Source organism: Priestia sp. HNGD-A6 (assembly GCF_045784335.1).
GTDB classification, from domain to species: Bacteria; Bacillota; Bacilli; order Bacillales; family Bacillaceae_H; genus Priestia; species Priestia zanthoxyli.
Genome location: NZ_CP138621.1, coordinates 90,848 through 107,292, shown reverse-complemented (window position 1 = coordinate 107,292; position 16,445 = coordinate 90,848). Strand labels below are relative to the sequence as shown.

The following is a 16,445-nucleotide window of genomic DNA, read 5'->3' as shown; positions in this document are numbered from 1 at the left end:
CGCTTTTTTTATTATGCGTTCACTTTTTCAGCTTTTTTTAGCACGTTAAAAAACTCTTTCATAAATTTAGGTAAATCCGGCCAAGCTTGTCCGGTTACTAAGTTTCTGTCTACGTGGAGCGTCTGTTCAACAAATACAGCACCCGCCGCTTCTACTTCCGGACGGCAAGCAGGATACGCTGTCACTTCTCTGTCTTGGAGATACTCTCTAACCGTCGTTAACACGAGCTGACCATGACAAATAACGCCTAAAGGTTTGTTTTCTTTTAAAAAATGAGCAGCAATTTCCTGAACTTTTGTGTTCATTCGAATATATTCAGGCGCTCGTCCTCCAGGAATAATAAGTCCGTCAAAATCAGCGGGATCCACTTCATCTACAGAAGCATGAGAATCAATTTTATATCCCGTTTTTTCTGTGAATGTTTCCATTTCTGGAAGAAAATCATGAACAACCGTTTGGAGCTTCTTTTTCACGGGAGAGGCAATGGTACACTGAATATCTTCTTCTAAACAGCGATAATACGGATAAAAAACTTCTAAAGCCTCCACGGCATCTCCTGTTAAAATCAAGACACGTTTACTCATCTTTTATCACCTTTTCTTTTAATGTCGTCATTTACTTCTTCTCGCAAGCTGCTTTCCATTCCTGCTTTTCCCCTAGGAATAATAAAAAAGCAGGGCCTTCATCCTTTACTAGGAATGTCAGCCTTGCTTTTTATCTTGTACTCTTTTTAATTCAGCTGTTAATTCAATAAACCAAGCTTCGTCTTTTGTTAGCAGCGCAAGATCAATCAATGAAAGAATCTGCTCTTCGTGCGCCGTTTTTTGAAGGGGCAGCTTCTCTATTTTTTCATCCATCATGCCAATGGTTGTGCCGACCATTTTTTCATCATCACTTTTCACTACATTGATTAGTGCGGCTTTTTTAGATGGATTAATCGTTTTTATATATCCGTATATAAGTTCACCGTCGCGAGACTTTCCTTTGACCCAGTCGCCTACTTTTAAATTTCCTTCAAATAGCTTCACAGTCATTCTCCTTTCTTCATAAACATGCTAAGAATTAATGTAACGGCATATAGTATTCTAGAAAGTAGTGTAATCATAATACTTACAGTTTAGAAAGTCAAAGAATCTGTTTTAGAGCAAAAGGCTCGATATACAAAATCAGTGCAACAATAAAAAAATCCGAACGATTTATCGTTCGGATCTTTCTTCAACTACACTCAGCCTCTTTATTTGTTATACGAGTCCAGTTAAGCTGTAGATTCCAATGATTAAGAAACATGCAAGCGTTTTTATAACAGTGATGGCAAAAATATCTCGGTAAGACTGCTTGTGAGTTAATCCGGTAATAGCAAGCAGGGTAATAACGGCTCCGTTATGAGGAAGCGTATCCATACCGCCTGATGCCATCGCTACAACTCTGTGCATAACTTCAGGAGGGATATTGTATTGATTAATAGCTTCTACATACTTATCTCCCATCGCACTAAGCGCGATTCCCATACCTCCAGAAGCGGATCCTGTAATACCGGCTAAAATGTTTGTCGTAACGGCTCCATTGACAAGCGGATTTGTAAAGGTATGTGAAATACCATCGCGAACGGTTGCAAAGCCAGGAAGAGATGAAATAACGCCTCCAAAGCCATACTCAGCTCCCGTGTTCATCGCAGCGAGAAGCGCTCCGCCAATACTTGCGTTAAGACCCGCTTGGAAACCGGTGGTCACTCTCTTCCAGTCATACGCAATCGTCGTAATAATTCCAATAACAAGTGCTAACTCCACTGACCAAATACCAACAACTGCGGTTAAATCTACTTTTCCGAACGCTTCAAGGCCAATTTTGGCAAAATCAAAACCGTCTGGGTACCACTTTGGAATAGAAACAGTAAAAAATTTGTTTGCAACCCCTACAAGCACGAGCGGAACAAACGCTAAAATCTGTCTTGCTACGCTAGGTTCATATTTAGGTTCTGTAGAAGGTACAGGCTCTTTTTCTAGCTCTGCAGCAGCCGCTAGTTCATTATTAAATCCGTAGTAGCCTTCTCCAGCTTTTCTTGCTTTTTTACTTCGGCTTTCTAAATACCAAAGACCTAAGCTAAAGACAATAACCGATCCGATAATCCCCAGTGTCGGAGCAGCATAGATGTCTGTTTTAAAAAAAGTCGTTGGAATAACGTTTTGAATTTGCGGTGTACCCGGAAGTGCATCCATGGTAAACGAAATAGCTCCTAATGCAATCGTTCCCGGTACTAATCGTTTTGGAATATTCGCTTCGCGGAATAAGTTAGCCGCAAACGGATAAACTGCAAACGCAACAACGAATAAACTTACGCCGCTGTAGGTTAAGATTGCTCCCATTAAAACAATCGCCAAGATCGCACGTTTAGCCCCCACGACTTTAACAATTGTTTTCGCAATCGATTCAGCGACTCCAGACATTTCAACCATCTTCCCGAAGACTGCTCCTAATAGAAAGACAGGGAAGTAGTTTTTAATAAATCCAACCATTTTCTCCATAAAAACGTTTGAGAAAAATGGGAGTGCATAGCTTGGTTCTGTTAAAATAACGGCTAGCAGCGCACAAAGTGGAGCAAACAAAATAACTGAAAATCCGCGGTAAGCAACCAGCATCAAAAGCCCCAGAGACAGCAAAATAATCAGCAAATCCATAACGTTTCCCCTTTCATCCCTCATTCAATTTGTCTTGAATTTATCTTATTTCTTATAAAGTGCAGACTCAAACTCATATTCATAGGACGTGTAATACAGCTGGATAATTTCTTCTGCCGTCGGTACAACCGGATGGTTAGCAGGACTTCCGCTTTGAATCGCATCCGCTGCCATTTTCTCAACCGCCGCATAAAATAGCTGACGATCAATGCCCCACGATTGAAGATTAGGAATCTCTAAGTCGATACAAAGCTGCTTGATGGCTTTAATTAACACATCTGCTCCTTCTTTTTTTGTATATGATACGTTCGGAAAAAGAGCTTGTCCTATTTCACCTAAACGATCGATTGAAGCCTCTTTTGTATAGTCCAAAACCGCAGGCAGGAGCATCGCGTTAGAAATACCGTGCGGCACATGGAATAACGCGCCAATAGGTCGTGACATACCGTGCACTAGAGCAACGGATGAATTTGAAAACGCCATCCCCGCAAGCATAGAAGCATAGGCCATTTCGTTTCTTGCTTGAACATTTTCTCCATTTCTGTACACAAGACGAATATTTTTCATAATTAACTCAATTGCTTGAAGCGCAAGTGAATCCGTAAAAGGATGTGCTTTTTTAGACAAATACGCTTCGACCGCATGACTGAGTGCATCAATTCCTGTAGCTGCAGTTACGTGTTTTGGACATGATAGAGTTAATAACGGATCAACAATGGCTGTATCAGGCAATAATTGAGGCCTTGCGAGCATCATTTTTACATCGTATGCCGTGTCTGTAATAACCGTCGCTTTCGTCACTTCTGAGCCCGTTCCGGCAGTCGTAGGCACGGCAACCAAAGGAAGAGGACTACCTTGAAAATCTTGTTGATTTTGAAAATACGTTCGTAGATGCCCTTCATTTGTCATCATAATGGCAACCGCTTTTCCAGTATCGATACAGCTGCCTCCCCCTAAGGCAATAACCACATCGCACTGCTCCGTTTTACATATGGCAAGCGCTTCATCTAGATGAATATCTGTCGGCTCTGAATTTACGCCTGTATACACGGCACAGTCCATGCCAGCCTCTGCTAAGTAACGACGACAAGTTTCTACATTGCCTGCTTTCAGCATAACGTCATCACTTATAAGCAATGCCTTTGTCCCAAGCAGTGCAGCTTGTTCTCCAATTTTAGAAAATGATCCTTCTCCATATAAAACCGTGCGTGGTACAAGTAGTTCATAAATTCCCACTGTTTTTCCCCCTTTGTTATCTCGCTGACAATCTCTCCTTCCGTATTTTCATGCTGACTTATGTAAGCGATTTCATTTATTTGTGCAAAAAACCAACATGAGCTTCGTTTTTCTCCCCTATTTATTCTCTTTTTGTATACCCCTTTCCTCTTTCATTCTAAAATTTCATCTTATATTTTTCAATCTTTTTTTGAAACTTTTTAAAAATTACAAAAAAAGCCAGAGGTATTCTCTGACTTTACCATTTAAATAAACTTTTGAACAGTATTATTTCGATTTAATTTATAAATCGATAGCAGGAAAAAAACGAGTGCAAAAGCTAGTAAAATGCTGATATTTAACCATAGGCTGCTTAATGCGGCTCCTTGTTGAACACTTTTCAACGTGCTTAATACCCACGTTTGAGGAAGAAAGTCCGCTATTTTCTGCATCACATCCGGCATAAATTCAGGAGGGAAAAAGCACCCTGACAGTAAACAAGTTGGCGTAATAATAAGCGTTTGAAGGCCGTTTGCCGCTTTTGAGCTTTCTGTAAAAGCAATGATTACAAGCGACAAGCCGATGGCTACTAGCCCAAACAAAACTAAAATAAAAAATAGCTGCCACACAGGAATGTTCATATCTACGTGAAAAAGAGTCGTAATACAAACAAGTGTAATCATTACTTGCAAAGTTAATAAAATCATATTTGTCATAACATTAGATATCACGTATTGCCTTGCACTGACTGGCGAAGCTAGCAGTCTAAAATACGTGCGCTGCTCTTTTTCTTTTGTGATAAGAGCCGATAGATTTACGGCAGAAAAAAGCATAAACATAATTAAATACCCAATTGTCTGCTTGACAATGTTTTGATCGGTTCCTTTGTCTTCAAGTGCATGCGTGGAGACGTGGAATGGCGCTTTTTGATAACTTTCATACATTTGTTTAAACGCAGCGTCATTGCCGCCTGCTGCTTGATTAAGCGCAGAAACATTATCAATATATTGATACAAATAAGACTTAATAAAGCCCGTTACTTCTGCTCCTTTTATCGAAGTAATCGTAATATGATCTGGTTTGTTCGCTTTGACGCTTTCAAAAAACCCTTTTTCAAAAGTAATAACAGCATCAACTTTCTTTGACGTAATCTCATGATCCACTTCTTTGTCAGTGAGCATTTTAACATTTGTTTTATGCAGCCCTTTTAAAAACTGAACGGTGTCTTTTGAGATATCCGTTGAGTCGTGATTGACAACTCCGATATTCACCGAAGTCCCTGCTGTATTTCCATAAATAAGAACGGACATCAAAATACCTGCAATAGGCAAACCAATAACAAGTACAAGCGTCCTTTTGTTTCTAAGCAGCATATTTCTCAGCATATTTGTGACAAGCCACATGATATTTTTCATGTTATAACCCCTCTCTTTTTCTCAAAAGCACAATGGCTGTGCCCAAGAATAAAATAGAGAAGCCTACATTCAACCCGATAACTGAAAGAGAAGCGCCGATATCATTTGTATAAATCAATTTAATAAGTCCATTATTCATCCAGGTTAAAGGTGATACATTGACGAAGCCTTCTCCAGATCCATTTTGAAAATAGGTTCCTCCCACAATACACGACACTTGAATCACAACCATAATAATTGCTCTTGACGCCGCTTCCGTCTTCGTAAGGTAGCTAACTCCTAGTCCAAAGCTAATGGCAAAAAGAATCTGAGATACTAACATTACGAGTACTAAGAGTAAATGATCTCCCCAATTCGCATCAAAAAAATATTTAGTCGACATAATGACGACTAATACACAAATGGCGTGAACCAAAACAGTGCCTAAAATTTTCCCGACAAAAATTTCAGCGGTTTTAATCGGTGCGGCTACTAATCGAATTGCTGTATTTCGCATACGCTCTCCTCTAATTAAATAACTCGCTGAGATAGATCCGTACAAAACAATCATGGTTGTCATTGAAATAGCGTAGTAGTCTATTGAATTTGGCTGTTTTTGAGAATGAAGGGATGTTTCTTGAATATAGTCATGCTTAGACACACGCAGCAGGTTCTCGACTTGCTGAGGATTTACTTTGGCCACTTCCATAGCCACGTTATACTTATCAACAAATGTACTTAACATACCTTGCACCACGTTAAATTCAATGCTGTTTTCTTCATTTCCGTAGAGATTAATGCCTCCGTCTTTCACTTCTACATAAGCTGTATAATGCTGCTCTTTTACTTCTTTTTTTCCATCTTGATCTTTTTTCAACGCTTTAAAGTGAATGCCCGATTTTTCTGCATGTGCAGCAAACTGCTTAAAAGCAGCAGATTCTTCATTACTTGTGTCGATTTTATAGAGAACATAGCTATCGTCTATCGTCATGTCGTTATTAAAGGCTTGAGACAAAGCTGTTCCTAAAATAAGGACAAGAGCTAGGGGAAAAAGAATCATAAAGATAAATGCACGCTTATCTCGCAGATCACTTTTCATTTCTTTCAAAGCAATTGCAATAATATTCATTCGTTATTCCTCCTTTCTTTTATAAATCTCTTAGACTGCGTCCTGTGAGCGTCAGAAAGACCGTCTCTAAATTAGGGGCTTGTTCTTTAACTGCTTTAATTTCGATATGATGCGTCATTAAATAATGAATGACTTTGTTCAAGTTATTCACTTCGGCGCTTGAATTAATTTTAATGATTCCATCTTCATACGTAACGGCTGTTACGCCTGGAATTTCCTTTAGACCGCTGCAATCTATATCGTCTGCTTCTTTTACTTCAATCCAAATATCTTTTGTATCGGTGATAATCGCTTTCAGCTGCTCTTTTGTTCCTTCAGCAATAATTTTGCCGTGATCAATAATTGCAATTTTTGTACATACCTCTTCTACTTCTTCCATATAGTGACTCGTATAAATGATTGTGCTTCCCATTTCATTTAGCTTTTTTACAGATGTTAAAATATAATTTCGCGACTGAGGATCAATGCCAACCGTCGGTTCATCCATAATGATCAGCTTAGGGCGATGAGCAATTGCGCATGCGATATTTAACCTTCTTTTCATTCCTCCTGAAAAGCTTTTCGGATACGCCTTTTGTTTATCTAAAAGCCCTACAAACGCTAAAGCTTCTTCGACTCGTTCGCTAAGAAGTGATCCTCTTAATCCGTAGAGTCCTGCAAAAAACTTCACATTTTCATAGGCTGTCAAATCTTCATAAATCGCTAAGTCCTGCGGAACAATTCCGATGTTCATCTTTGCGAAATTTCGGTGTTTCTTTATATTTTTCCCAAGTACTTCAATATCGCCGCTGTTGCTTTGAAGAAGACTAGCTACCATATGAATCGTTGTGCTTTTTCCTGCTCCGTTTGTTCCTAAAAACCCAAATATATCTCCTTCTTCTACTTGTAAAGATAAATTATCTACCGCAATAAAATCTCCAAATTTCTTTGTTAATTTTTGAATGGATAATACGTTCATCATTTCACCTCTAGTGTGTTGGTATATCCTTATTTTATGAAAAAAAGGCAAACTTACGTCAGTGCATAAGTTCACCTTTTCCCCATGAGAAATCTCATTATTTACGTATGAAGTTTCTCACCTATCGGCAGCAGTGTGGTAACAGAAAATCCGTTTGTACCGTCGACAATCACCGTTCCGTTAATAGAAGCAGCGCGCTCTTCCATTCCTGCTATGCCAAGTCCTTTTTGAAACAAGTGAGCGCCTTTTCCATTGTCTTTGACTTCTACTTTAACCATTTTATTTAGTACGTGAAGCTCAATAGAAATCATCGTTGCTTCTGCATATTTCAAAGCGTTTGTAATAGCTTCTGTTATATTTTCATGGATAATTTTCCACTGAAGAGGCGTGATAAGATCTAAATTCCCTTTGTATACAAGAGGCATTGCGATACTATGCTTAGCCTCAAATTCACCAATAAATAATTTAAGACGGCTGATTCCTATTTGCTCAGCGGGAGGCTTTATACTTTTTAACGTTAACCTAATTTCTTCAATGCCTTCTTTCGAAATCGTAATCGCATTTTGAAGAAGAGACAGCGCTTTTTCCTCGTCTTGCTTCATTACGTGCTTTGCTGCCTCCATTTGAATAAGCGCTCCTGTCATTGAATGACCAATCTTATCATGAATTTCCTGCGATAGTCGATTTCGCTCTTCTAATTTTGAAGCATATTGAGACTGTCTCACATACTCTTTATTTTCATTCACGTGCTTTTGCAGCTTTTGCATACTTACTCTCATTTCATCAAGCTTTTGTTCATAATTGTTTGTCCGCTTTTGATAGATAGCTGCTCCTGTGTAAATAAAAAAAGTAAACGCAGCGACTAACACATACAGAGCTCTAATATCAGAGGGAACTAGCAGTACTGGAAGCAATACAAGCAGCACCATCCATTTTTTTACGATTGATTCTCCAATAAGCTCACAAAGGTTTAGCGGCAAAAGAAGAAAAAACAAAGGATGAAGTTGATACGCACAATATAGAATAAGGACAATTGAAAAAGCAATAAGCATGCGCTTGAACGCGCTCTTTTTCACAATAGACGCGGCGATATTAACACAGCTGTAAAGAAGCAGTGCTAACACAATAGCTGAAATGGAGTGTACATAATTAAACTGAATGTACGTAATAGCCAAAAACAGCATGAGGATGAGCTTGGTCATCATTAATCCGACTTCCATAGTCCTACTTCCCTTTACCGGTTAAATAGTAAATAGCAATTTGAGTACGGTGCTCAAGTCCCGTTTTACTTAAAATCGAACTAATATAGTTTGCTACGGTACCTTCTGAAATAAAAAGCGTTTTAGAAATTTCTTTATTTGAAAGCCCCTTGGCAATCAGCGTCATAATGCTCGTTTCACGCTCGGTAAACTGTGTCATATCCGCTTTGGACTCGCGCTCAGTTGCAGCGTTTAAACTTGATTTAATTTTATCAAGCACAACATCTTGCAGCACCGTATGTCCGTTGAACACACTTTTGATTGCGTCTCGAATGCGCTCTGGCTCTGTATTTTTTAACAAGTAGCCTTTAGCTCCGTTTTTTACAGCATCAATAATATATTCATCGTCATCAAACGTAGTTAAAATAAGCGGCTTTGCTTTCGTTGACTCTGAAATAAGCTTTGTAGCCTCTACACCGTCCATAACAGGCATTCTTACATCTAACAATGCAATATCGACGGAGTGATTCTTGCAATATTGAACGGCTTCTTGACCATCTTTTAACGTAGCGACAACGTCGAATTCCTCGTATGTATTTAATATAATTTTCATTCCTTCTCGAATAAACGAATTATCATCTGCAATAATAATAGTAATTTTCATTTCTGCAAGTGAGAAGATCTCACTTTTTTTCACATCCTTTTTTCACATCCATCCCGATGCTTCTCATTTATTGTAGCCATAATAAACCAAAAGTTCAATGCGATAGTTCGCAGTCTTTCTAAGCACTAAAAAAGAGCAAACCTCCGCAGGTTTACTCTTTCGTCCTGTTACTTCTGAGCTAACTTCATCACCGTCTCTAAAAGTACGTTTACACCTTTTTCGCATTCTTCCCAAGGAGTGAACTCTTCTTCACAGTGACTTTTTCCGTTTACGCTCGGAATAAAAATCATAGCCGTCGGAATATAGCTAGCTAAAAACTGTGCGTCATGTCCAGCTCCGCTGACCATTCGCTTGTAGGAATACCCTAGCGAACGAACCGACTCTTCTACTTCATCACAAACCGTTTTATCAAACCACACGGTATCGCGTCCCCAAAGCTTGGTCACCCGCACTTCGCACCCTTCTAACAGCTCCGCTTGATCAGGCAGTGATTGAATAATTTTTTCCACGGATGCAATGACATCTTCATCCGTATGTCTCGCTTCAAGCGAAAAAATCACTTTATTTGGAATAACGGTATGAATATTAGGCAGTACGTTCATACGACCCATTGTATAGACTAAATTTGAATCCAATCTGCCGAGCTCATGACGAGCTTCAGCAATCAGGTTATTAGTTGCAAATAGCGCATCTTTCCGCATATCCATCGGCGTCGTCCCGGCGTGATCTGACTCCCCCGTAACTTCAATTTCATAGCATACCATTCCGAGCACGCACTCGACTACACCAATTGATTTGGCTTCTCTTTCTAAAATAGGCCCTTGCTCAATATGTAATTCTACAAATGCCGATGCTTCAGTAAGACGGTTACTTCTATCGCCTTCATATCCGCATGATTGAAGGGCTTGCTTAAACGTCACGCCGTCAACATCTGTCTTCTTCATCATAACGTCTTTTTGAAACTTGCCCGATAAAATACCTGAAGCCATCATAGAAGGCTCAAAACGCGCTCCTTCTTCATTCGTAAAGTTAACAATCATAATCGGCACCTTCGGCTTAATATTATGTTCAACCAGCGTCCTTACTAACTCTAAACCTGCAACTACACCGAGGATTCCATCAAACCTTCCGCCTTTTTTTACGCTGTCCATGTGTGAGCCAATCACAACAGGCGGCTTATCTTCTAGTCCTTCAAGCGTGGCGTAAATACATCCAAGGTCATCGATTTTAATATCCATTCCAAGATCCCGGCAGCATGAGCAAAAATAATCTCGTGCTAGGCGATCTTCTTCTGACAGCGCTAGGCGGGTTACACCGTTATTAGGTGTTCGTCCATAATCGGCAAATCGTTCAAGCGTATTTTTTAACCTTTCTCCATTCACTGCTACTTTTTGTCGTTGCAACTCAACCACTCTCCTCATTATTTGGTTATAAAGTGCGTCTAAGATGCTGTGTTAATGAATATCATTCATTATGACATAAAATAGGCGATATCACTTGAAGTCTGTTAGAACCCCTTCCATTGTTTTTGTAATGAAAGTGCGCAGCTTGCCTTATGTATCTATTAGCTTCAAAACGTAAATTTCCTGCTTTTTTCTATGAATAATGCACGCGTTATTTATGCATTTTTATTATAAAAATAGCGATAGGTTTTTTTCAAAAAAAAGAGAATTAGTTATTATACTAACTCTCCTCTACACACTTACTTTTTATTTGCTTTCTTCGCAATCGCAATCATTGTAGCCAAAACACCAACTGTAATAATCACAATAGCAATTACGGCAGTGGTAATAATAATTCCTGATGTCACTTCTGAAACACCCATTAGTTTACGTTCTCCTTTTGTGCCTGACCTATTTATCTAAATCAGCATATTGATCGATTTATTCCTATTATATACGAACTTGTAAAGCGACGAAATATGTGACACATAATTGACATACTGTTTATATGTTTTCTTTTAATTCTACGTTTTATTTAAGAAAATACGGGAATAATTCAAACATATATAAGAAATACTCTTTATTTCTTTAAAGAAGTATTGTAATATAAATGTAACAATTGTAATATTAACAGCATGAATGTTACATATATTTCAATGAATGAGTAGGAGGGAAATGGAAATGAAAAAATTTGGAATAATCTTAGCATCACTTGCTCTTTTCTTTTCACTAAGCACAGGAGTTACAGCTCAAGCAGCATCACAAAATCTATCAACGACTAATGCGGTAAAAATTGCAGCAAACGCAAGCAACCATTTCTGGAATGCACTTCATGGATCTAAAGGTAATTTATGTACTCAAAAAACATTTAATTATAAAGGCACTCAGTACTCATATCTTTGTCAAGATTTTAATACAAAAAGCAAACTAGTAAGCTACTTATCTGAAACGTTTACAAACAGTGCTATTCAAAAAGGATTAACAAATTATCGCTACATCACATATAACGGAAAGCTTGCTCGTCCTGTCGGTGACGGATTCAGCATGCTAGAGTGGAACAAAGCAAAAGCAAAACTAACTTATCAGCGCGCCGATGTTCGCTCTTATCAATTTACGGTTCCAACAGTTGACGGAGGAAGTGTAAAACGCACCGTTACATTTTATAAATCTGGTTCACAGTGGAAAGTAAATAAGTTTGATGCTGTACTATAAGCGATATAAAAAACAAGGTCTTCTAAGGCCTTGTTTTTTTATGCTCTCTCTTCCGCTCTTTATTAAAGAAGTTTCACTTTATTTTCACCAACTCCCCTTATAGTATGGAGACACACTACTACTTATTCGATACATTGTCATCGGAGGATTTTATATGAACATACTACAAAAAAGAACGGCTTTTATCGTAACGGCAGCTTTTCTTTTAGCATTTGTTTTCAGTATCGTTTCACTATCACACTATAAAGGAGAAGAACATTTATTTTCAATTCAAGAAAGTCATCAGTTAAAAAAGATTACGAATGGTATATCTGCTCTTGATAATAACTCAAGAGATCATCGTCTTCCTTCAGGAAACGGTCCTGCTTCACCCAGCAATTCCGGAGAACACGTAACGCCTTTTCATAATCTATCTATGGATAACGGTGCCGGAAGTCAAGGAGCTAATAAAGACTATGAAACGCCGCTAGCTCTTTATACGGTGGGCTTTTTTATAGCAGCAGCTTTCGTTTACGGATTAGTAAAGAAAAAGAAATGGCATCATTCGATAGGGCATTCTCGCGTTATTTTATGGTCATTACTTGGCACTGGTTTATTTATTCGGATTGCGCTGATTCCGTGGGTAGGCTCTCATATGGATGCGTCGCTTTTCAAAAACTGGGCATCGGTTGCGGCTAATCATTTTTCAAATTTCTACGCTAAAAGCGGAAGCGATTATCCGCCGTTTTATATTTATATCTTGTTTATCGTTGGGAAAGTTGGCAGTTTACCGGATTTTCAGCAGTATTTTTCGCTGTTGATTAAAATTCCGCCTATTTTAGCAGATGTTGTCACATCTTATTTACTCTATCGTTTAGCTCGTAAATACTTGGCACCTTCTTTTGCATACCTGTTAGCAATTGGGTATTTATTTAATCCGGCCATTTTAGTTAATTCAACGTTTTGGGGACAAGTCGATTCATTTTTCACTTTGCTTATTGTCCTAGCGATTGTAATGATTACGGAAAAAAGAATTTACGCGTCGGCCGTTATTTTTACAGCAGCGGTCTTAATGAAGCCGCAGGCGATTATTATCCTGCCTATTTTATTTTTCGAACTCATTCGCCTGAAGCAACTGAAGCATTTCTTCGGTATTGCTTTCACTGCTGCTTTCACTGCTACAGTGATTTTATTGCCTTTTTCAGCAGGAAAAAGTCCTACGTGGATTATTGATTTATTCTCATCCACCATTGGAGAGTACCCGTATGCCTCTGTTAACGCCTATAACTTCTTTAGTTTAATAGGCGCAAACTATAAAGACAGCTCTGCAACGCTGCTGCTTTTCAGCTATCATACGTGGGGACTTATTTTTATCGTCGCGACAACTATTTTTTCATGGCTTATTTATATAAAAGGGCGCAGCTTTAAATACGCCGCTCTTGCAGCGCTTATTCAAATTTCCGGGGTATTTACGTTTTCTTCAAGCATGCATGAACGCTACTTATTTCCAGCAGCAGCGCTTGCTTTGCTCGCTTATATTTATTTGAAAGACAAAAACTTGCTTTACTTATCCCTTGGATTTAGCATCAGTATTTTTATGAACACTTTTTTTGTTTTATACGGTGACAGTAATATGCAAAACAGTACGTCCTATCCGTTTTCTATGTTTGCTACGTCGATGCTAAACGTTTTGCTTGTTGTTTATTTAGTAAAAGTTGCTTGGAATTTAGTCCAAAAAAGTACGGTTTTAAAAACGGCATAATACAAAAAGCTCAGTGAGTATGATTGATCACTGAGCTTTTTTACATAACAAGCGACATGCCTGGCGCGTCTTCTTCTCTTTCTTGAAATCCTAATTTTTTATAAAAATGATGCTTTCCTTTTGCTGCAAACAGCTGAATCGATTCAATTCCGCTTTCTTGGCATTTCGTCAACAGCTCTTGAATAATTTGCTTTCCAAGTCCTTTGTTTTGGTACGAGGGATCAACCATCACGTCGCAAATAAGCGCTTGGTAAATTCCGTCTGAAATCATACGACCGAATGCAATCAATTGTTCATTATCATAAATACCGACTCTAAACCAGCTGTTGGCTGCCGCTTCAAACAGCTGTTCTTTTGTATAATTGCCTTTTTTACTTTTATGTAATCCGCTCGCTTCATGCAAAGCAGCAAACTGCTCAAATAACGGAACCTCTTTTTTTATTACGTAAGACACGTTCATTCTCCTCTCAATACCGTTGCTTTCTATATTATATTTATACATCAAAAAGAATAATAATTCAACATTTTTATCTAGTTATCTTGTTACCCTTTCTCCAAATAAAAAAACTGCCAAACGGCAGTTTTTTAGGCCTGTGCTGATTTTTTTCGTTTTTTAAGATCAATTCCTGCAATAATAAGCAAAATGATTCCAAGAGCGATCATGATTTTACTCACTGTTTCTACCCATTCCGGTGCGCCTTCAGCAAGTAAAAGTGAAAATCCAATGATATAAACCGGAAACCCAACGAGAGCCCAAGGGGATTTCACCTTCTTTGTCTTCATATATAGGATCTCCTCCTTCTTTACAGATTCTATGTAGGCTGTATATGATGAGTTTATCAGAAAAAATTGGAAACGACAAAGGAGATAAACGCATGCATACGTTGCCTCAAACATTTTGTGATACAATTACTCACCTTCACTCTCATAAAGGCCAAAAGTGGCTAACTGACTTTCCTCAGCTGATTCGCTACTGCGAACAGCGATGGCATATCACCATTCACAGTCACTTCCCTCTTTCTTACCACTTTGTTGCTCCTGCGCGCAAAGCAGATGGAAGCGAACTAGTTGTAAAACTCTTTGTAGAGCCTTCAGAGCTGCTTCATGAGCAAGAAGCACTGACAGCAATAGCTGTTGAGAACACGGTAAAAATAGTGGACAGCGATGCTGAAAAAGGCATTCTACTGCTTGAAAAGCTGTCTCCCGGATGCCCGCTTTCCTCTTTATCAACTAAAGAAGAGGCTGCGTTAATCGCTGCTCGGCTCATGAAATCTCTGTGCCGCATGCCTCAATCAGACTCCACTATCGAAGAAACAGCCGTTAAAAGAGAGAAGCAGCTTCGAGAGTATACACAAATGTATCCAAGCGGCATTGATTTTCTTTCTTCCGAAACGCTTCAACACGCGCTAGCCGTTTTCTCTGAATTAAACCGGACTTCTCAGCAGCTTTTTTTGCTTCACGGAGACTTGCATCATGATAACATCTTACAGTCTGGTGAAGCGTGGAAAATAATTGATCCAAAAGGGTTGATTGGAGAAAAAGAGTACGAAATTATCCCTTTTCTTTTAAATCATCTGCCTAAGACAAACGTAGCAGAGGCAATTGACCATCGAATCAATATATTTGTAAAAGAACTGAACGTAAGTAAAAAACGCATTTTACTGTGGGGATACGCTCATTCTGTATTAGCCACGTGCTGGTTAATAGAAGACCGCCAAGACGCCGCTTCTTTTTTACGTGCTATAGAAGCATTTCAGCACTTATTTGAGTACTATTACGGGCATAAAAAATAAGAGCCGACATTTGGCTCTTATTTTTTGCATTTCTCTGCGACAAGCTCATATGATTTTAATCGGTCAGCCGGATCGTGCGTAATGGTGACAAGCATGAGTTCATCCGCTCCGTAGCGTGCTTGAACTTCTTGAAGACGGACGTGTACTTCTTCCGGGTTTCCGATAATCATAGCTTCTTTCATCTTCTTCATTTTTTTCTCTTCTTCTTCTGTAAGCGGATAGCTGGCCGCTTCTTTAATAGAAGGCACACCTTTTGCTTCCATTTTATCCTGTTGAATTTTCCATACGAGTGAGCTCGTTGCGATGCGATGCGCTTGCTCGGTTGTTTCAGCGCAAATGACCGATACAGTGACAATCGCATAGGGCTGATTCCCGCTCTGTCTTGGCTGAAAAGCCTGCTTGTACTGATCAATAATAGCTGAACCGTCTTGTTCACTCATAAACTGTCCAAACGTATAGGCCATTCCGTTTCTAGCAGCGAGCTCGGCACTTTTTTTACTTGTGCCAAGCAGCCACGGTTCTGGAGAGACAGGCGGAAGCGGCGAAGCTGAAAGCTTGGCGTATTCATGTTCAGCCGGAAATTTATCGTCTAAAAACTGCAGAAGCTCTTCAACAAGTTCAGGCATTTTAAATACTTGCTGCAAGAAGTTATCCGACAGCGCATTTGTTGCTTCAGCCGATCCACCCGGCGCGCGCCCAATCCCTAAATCAACGCGCCCTGGAAACAGCGTTGCGAGCATGTTATACGTTTCCGCTACTTTATACGGCTTGTAGTGAGGCAGCAGCACCGCTCCCGATCCAATTCGAATTCTATTAGTTTGTGCGCCGATATAGCCAAGCATCACTTCAGGAGCCGAACAGGCAAGTCCAGACAAATCATGGTGCTCTGCAATCCAGTAGCGCTCATAGCCAAGCTTGTCACCAGCCTTGGCCAGCTGCATGGATGCTTCTAACGCTTCCGCTGGAGTCTGATGGGATGAAACGGGCGATTGGTCAAGTATACTTACTTTCATCACGCATCTG

17 protein-coding genes are annotated in these 16,445 nt (G+C 39.3%); 3 read left to right on the top strand and 14 right to left on the bottom strand.

The genetic code is table 11. From position 1 onward, the window contains the following. Window positions 1–11: 11 nt before the first annotated feature. The 11 genes from SCI76_RS00550 to SCI76_RS00500 all read right to left on the bottom strand — a co-directional run bounded on the left by SCI76_RS00550 (window position 12) and on the right by SCI76_RS00500 (window position 11,059). Window positions 12–584 carry a DJ-1/PfpI family protein gene (locus tag SCI76_RS00550; protein WP_013057347.1) on the bottom strand — a complete coding sequence of 191 codons (573 nt, stop codon included), beginning with the start codon at window positions 582–584 and terminating at the stop codon, window positions 12–14. A 117-nt stretch (window positions 585–701) separates the two neighbouring features. Further along, complete coding sequence (locus SCI76_RS00545) at window positions 702–1,034, bottom strand: IDEAL domain-containing protein (protein ID WP_205689613.1); 333 nt, start codon at window positions 1,032–1,034, stop codon at window positions 702–704. A gap of 207 nt (window positions 1,035–1,241) precedes the next feature. Continuing rightward, window positions 1,242–2,675 (bottom strand): GntP family permease, encoded by a 1,434-nt coding sequence (locus tag SCI76_RS00540; protein ID WP_328174939.1) that lies wholly within the window; start codon window positions 2,673–2,675, stop codon window positions 1,242–1,244. A 45-nt stretch (window positions 2,676–2,720) separates the two neighbouring features. Continuing rightward, complete coding sequence (locus SCI76_RS00535; RefSeq protein ID WP_338704548.1) at window positions 2,721–3,911, bottom strand: iron-containing alcohol dehydrogenase; 1,191 nt, start codon at window positions 3,909–3,911, stop codon at window positions 2,721–2,723. 245 nt (window positions 3,912–4,156) lie between these two features. Beyond that, the gene (locus SCI76_RS00530; RefSeq protein ID WP_407544871.1) at window positions 4,157–5,305 is read right to left on the bottom strand and encodes an ABC transporter permease; all 1,149 of its coding nucleotides are present in this window, start codon (window positions 5,303–5,305) and stop codon (window positions 4,157–4,159) included. A 1-nt stretch (window position 5,306) separates the two neighbouring features. Continuing rightward, on the bottom strand, window positions 5,307–6,413 hold the full coding sequence (locus tag SCI76_RS00525) for an ABC transporter permease (RefSeq protein WP_338704551.1): 1,107 nt from the start codon (window positions 6,411–6,413) through the stop codon (window positions 5,307–5,309). Window positions 6,414–6,432: 19 nt separating this feature from the next. Beyond that, entirely contained in the window at window positions 6,433–7,371 is a 939-nt protein-coding gene (locus tag SCI76_RS00520) for an ABC transporter ATP-binding protein (RefSeq protein ID WP_028413090.1), read from the bottom strand. 101 nt (window positions 7,372–7,472) lie between these two features. Further along, complete coding sequence (locus SCI76_RS00515) at window positions 7,473–8,591, bottom strand: histidine kinase (RefSeq protein ID WP_338704552.1); 1,119 nt, start codon at window positions 8,589–8,591, stop codon at window positions 7,473–7,475. Window positions 8,592–8,595: 4 nt separating this feature from the next. Then, a complete protein-coding gene (locus SCI76_RS00510) occupies window positions 8,596–9,234 on the bottom strand; it encodes a response regulator transcription factor (RefSeq protein ID WP_028408271.1) in 639 nt (212 codons plus the stop codon). Window positions 9,235–9,401: 167 nt separating this feature from the next. Further along, the gene (locus SCI76_RS00505; RefSeq protein WP_325077908.1) at window positions 9,402–10,637 is read right to left on the bottom strand and encodes a Zn-dependent hydrolase; all 1,236 of its coding nucleotides are present in this window, start codon (window positions 10,635–10,637) and stop codon (window positions 9,402–9,404) included. A 299-nt stretch (window positions 10,638–10,936) separates the two neighbouring features. After that, complete coding sequence (locus SCI76_RS00500; protein ID WP_013057357.1) at window positions 10,937–11,059, bottom strand: hypothetical protein; 123 nt, start codon at window positions 11,057–11,059, stop codon at window positions 10,937–10,939. Between the two features lie 292 nt (window positions 11,060–11,351). Here SCI76_RS00500 and SCI76_RS00495 point away from each other — a divergent pair, with 292 nt between their 5' ends. Both SCI76_RS00495 and SCI76_RS00490 read left to right on the top strand, forming a co-directional pair. After that, a complete protein-coding gene (locus tag SCI76_RS00495) occupies window positions 11,352–11,888 on the top strand; it encodes an IseA DL-endopeptidase inhibitor family protein (protein ID WP_014459798.1) in 537 nt (178 codons plus the stop codon). A gap of 154 nt (window positions 11,889–12,042) precedes the next feature. Continuing rightward, entirely contained in the window at window positions 12,043–13,629 is a 1,587-nt protein-coding gene (locus tag SCI76_RS00490) for a glycosyltransferase family 39 protein (protein WP_098999407.1), read from the top strand. Between the two features lie 40 nt (window positions 13,630–13,669). On the opposite strand, the gene SCI76_RS00485 is transcribed toward SCI76_RS00490, so the two are convergent. Together SCI76_RS00485 and SCI76_RS00480 are read right to left on the bottom strand one after the other, a co-directional pair. Beyond that, the gene (locus SCI76_RS00485) at window positions 13,670–14,089 is read right to left on the bottom strand and encodes a GNAT family N-acetyltransferase (RefSeq protein ID WP_205826977.1); all 420 of its coding nucleotides are present in this window, start codon (window positions 14,087–14,089) and stop codon (window positions 13,670–13,672) included. Window positions 14,090–14,214: 125 nt separating this feature from the next. After that, window positions 14,215–14,412 (bottom strand): hypothetical protein, encoded by a 198-nt coding sequence (locus SCI76_RS00480; RefSeq protein WP_034269118.1) that lies wholly within the window; start codon window positions 14,410–14,412, stop codon window positions 14,215–14,217. Between the two features lie 92 nt (window positions 14,413–14,504). On the opposite strand from SCI76_RS00480, the gene SCI76_RS00475 reads away from it, so the two are divergent. Continuing rightward, window positions 14,505–15,422: an aminoglycoside phosphotransferase family protein gene (locus SCI76_RS00475; protein WP_407544866.1), complete on the top strand. Its 918-nt coding sequence runs from the start codon at window positions 14,505–14,507 to the stop codon at window positions 15,420–15,422. Window positions 15,423–15,439: 17 nt separating this feature from the next. Here SCI76_RS00475 and SCI76_RS00470 read toward each other — a convergent pair whose 3' ends face one another. After that, window positions 15,440–16,435 (bottom strand): LLM class flavin-dependent oxidoreductase, encoded by a 996-nt coding sequence (locus tag SCI76_RS00470; protein ID WP_033579198.1) that lies wholly within the window; start codon window positions 16,433–16,435, stop codon window positions 15,440–15,442. Between the last annotated feature and the right edge of the window lie 10 nt (window positions 16,436–16,445).

Bases quoted from the DNA above. Each gene is read 5' to 3' on its own strand.
- SCI76_RS00530 (WP_407544871.1), bottom strand. From the start codon at position 5,305: ATGAAAAATATCATGTGGCTTGTCACAAATATGCTGAGAAATATGCTG.
- SCI76_RS00515 (WP_338704552.1), bottom strand. From the start codon at position 8,591: ATGGAAGTCGGATTAATGATGACCAAGCTCATCCTCATGCTGTTTTTG.
- SCI76_RS00485 (WP_205826977.1), bottom strand. From the start codon at position 14,089: ATGAACGTGTCTTACGTAATAAAAAAAGAGGTTCCGTTATTTGAGCAG.
- SCI76_RS00525 (WP_338704551.1), bottom strand. From the start codon at position 6,413: ATGAATATTATTGCAATTGCTTTGAAAGAAATGAAAAGTGATCTGCGA.
- SCI76_RS00510 (WP_028408271.1), bottom strand. From the start codon at position 9,234: ATGAAAATTACTATTATTATTGCAGATGATAATTCGTTTATTCGAGAA.
- SCI76_RS00545 (WP_205689613.1), bottom strand. From the start codon at position 1,034: ATGACTGTGAAGCTATTTGAAGGAAATTTAAAAGTAGGCGACTGGGTC.
- SCI76_RS00495 (WP_014459798.1), top strand. From the start codon at position 11,352: ATGGAAATGAAAAAATTTGGAATAATCTTAGCATCACTTGCTCTTTTC.
- SCI76_RS00470 (WP_033579198.1), bottom strand. From the start codon at position 16,435: ATGAAAGTAAGTATACTTGACCAATCGCCCGTTTCATCCCATCAGACT.
- SCI76_RS00500 (WP_013057357.1), bottom strand. From the start codon at position 11,059: ATGGGTGTTTCAGAAGTGACATCAGGAATTATTATTACCACTGCCGTA.
- SCI76_RS00550 (WP_013057347.1), bottom strand. From the start codon at position 584: ATGAGTAAACGTGTCTTGATTTTAACAGGAGATGCCGTGGAGGCTTTA.
- SCI76_RS00540 (WP_328174939.1), bottom strand. From the start codon at position 2,675: ATGGATTTGCTGATTATTTTGCTGTCTCTGGGGCTTTTGATGCTGGTT.
- SCI76_RS00480 (WP_034269118.1), bottom strand. From the start codon at position 14,412: ATGAAGACAAAGAAGGTGAAATCCCCTTGGGCTCTCGTTGGGTTTCCG.
- SCI76_RS00520 (WP_028413090.1), bottom strand. From the start codon at position 7,371: ATGAACGTATTATCCATTCAAAAATTAACAAAGAAATTTGGAGATTTT.
- SCI76_RS00475 (WP_407544866.1), top strand. From the start codon at position 14,505: ATGCATACGTTGCCTCAAACATTTTGTGATACAATTACTCACCTTCAC.
- SCI76_RS00490 (WP_098999407.1), top strand. From the start codon at position 12,043: ATGAACATACTACAAAAAAGAACGGCTTTTATCGTAACGGCAGCTTTT.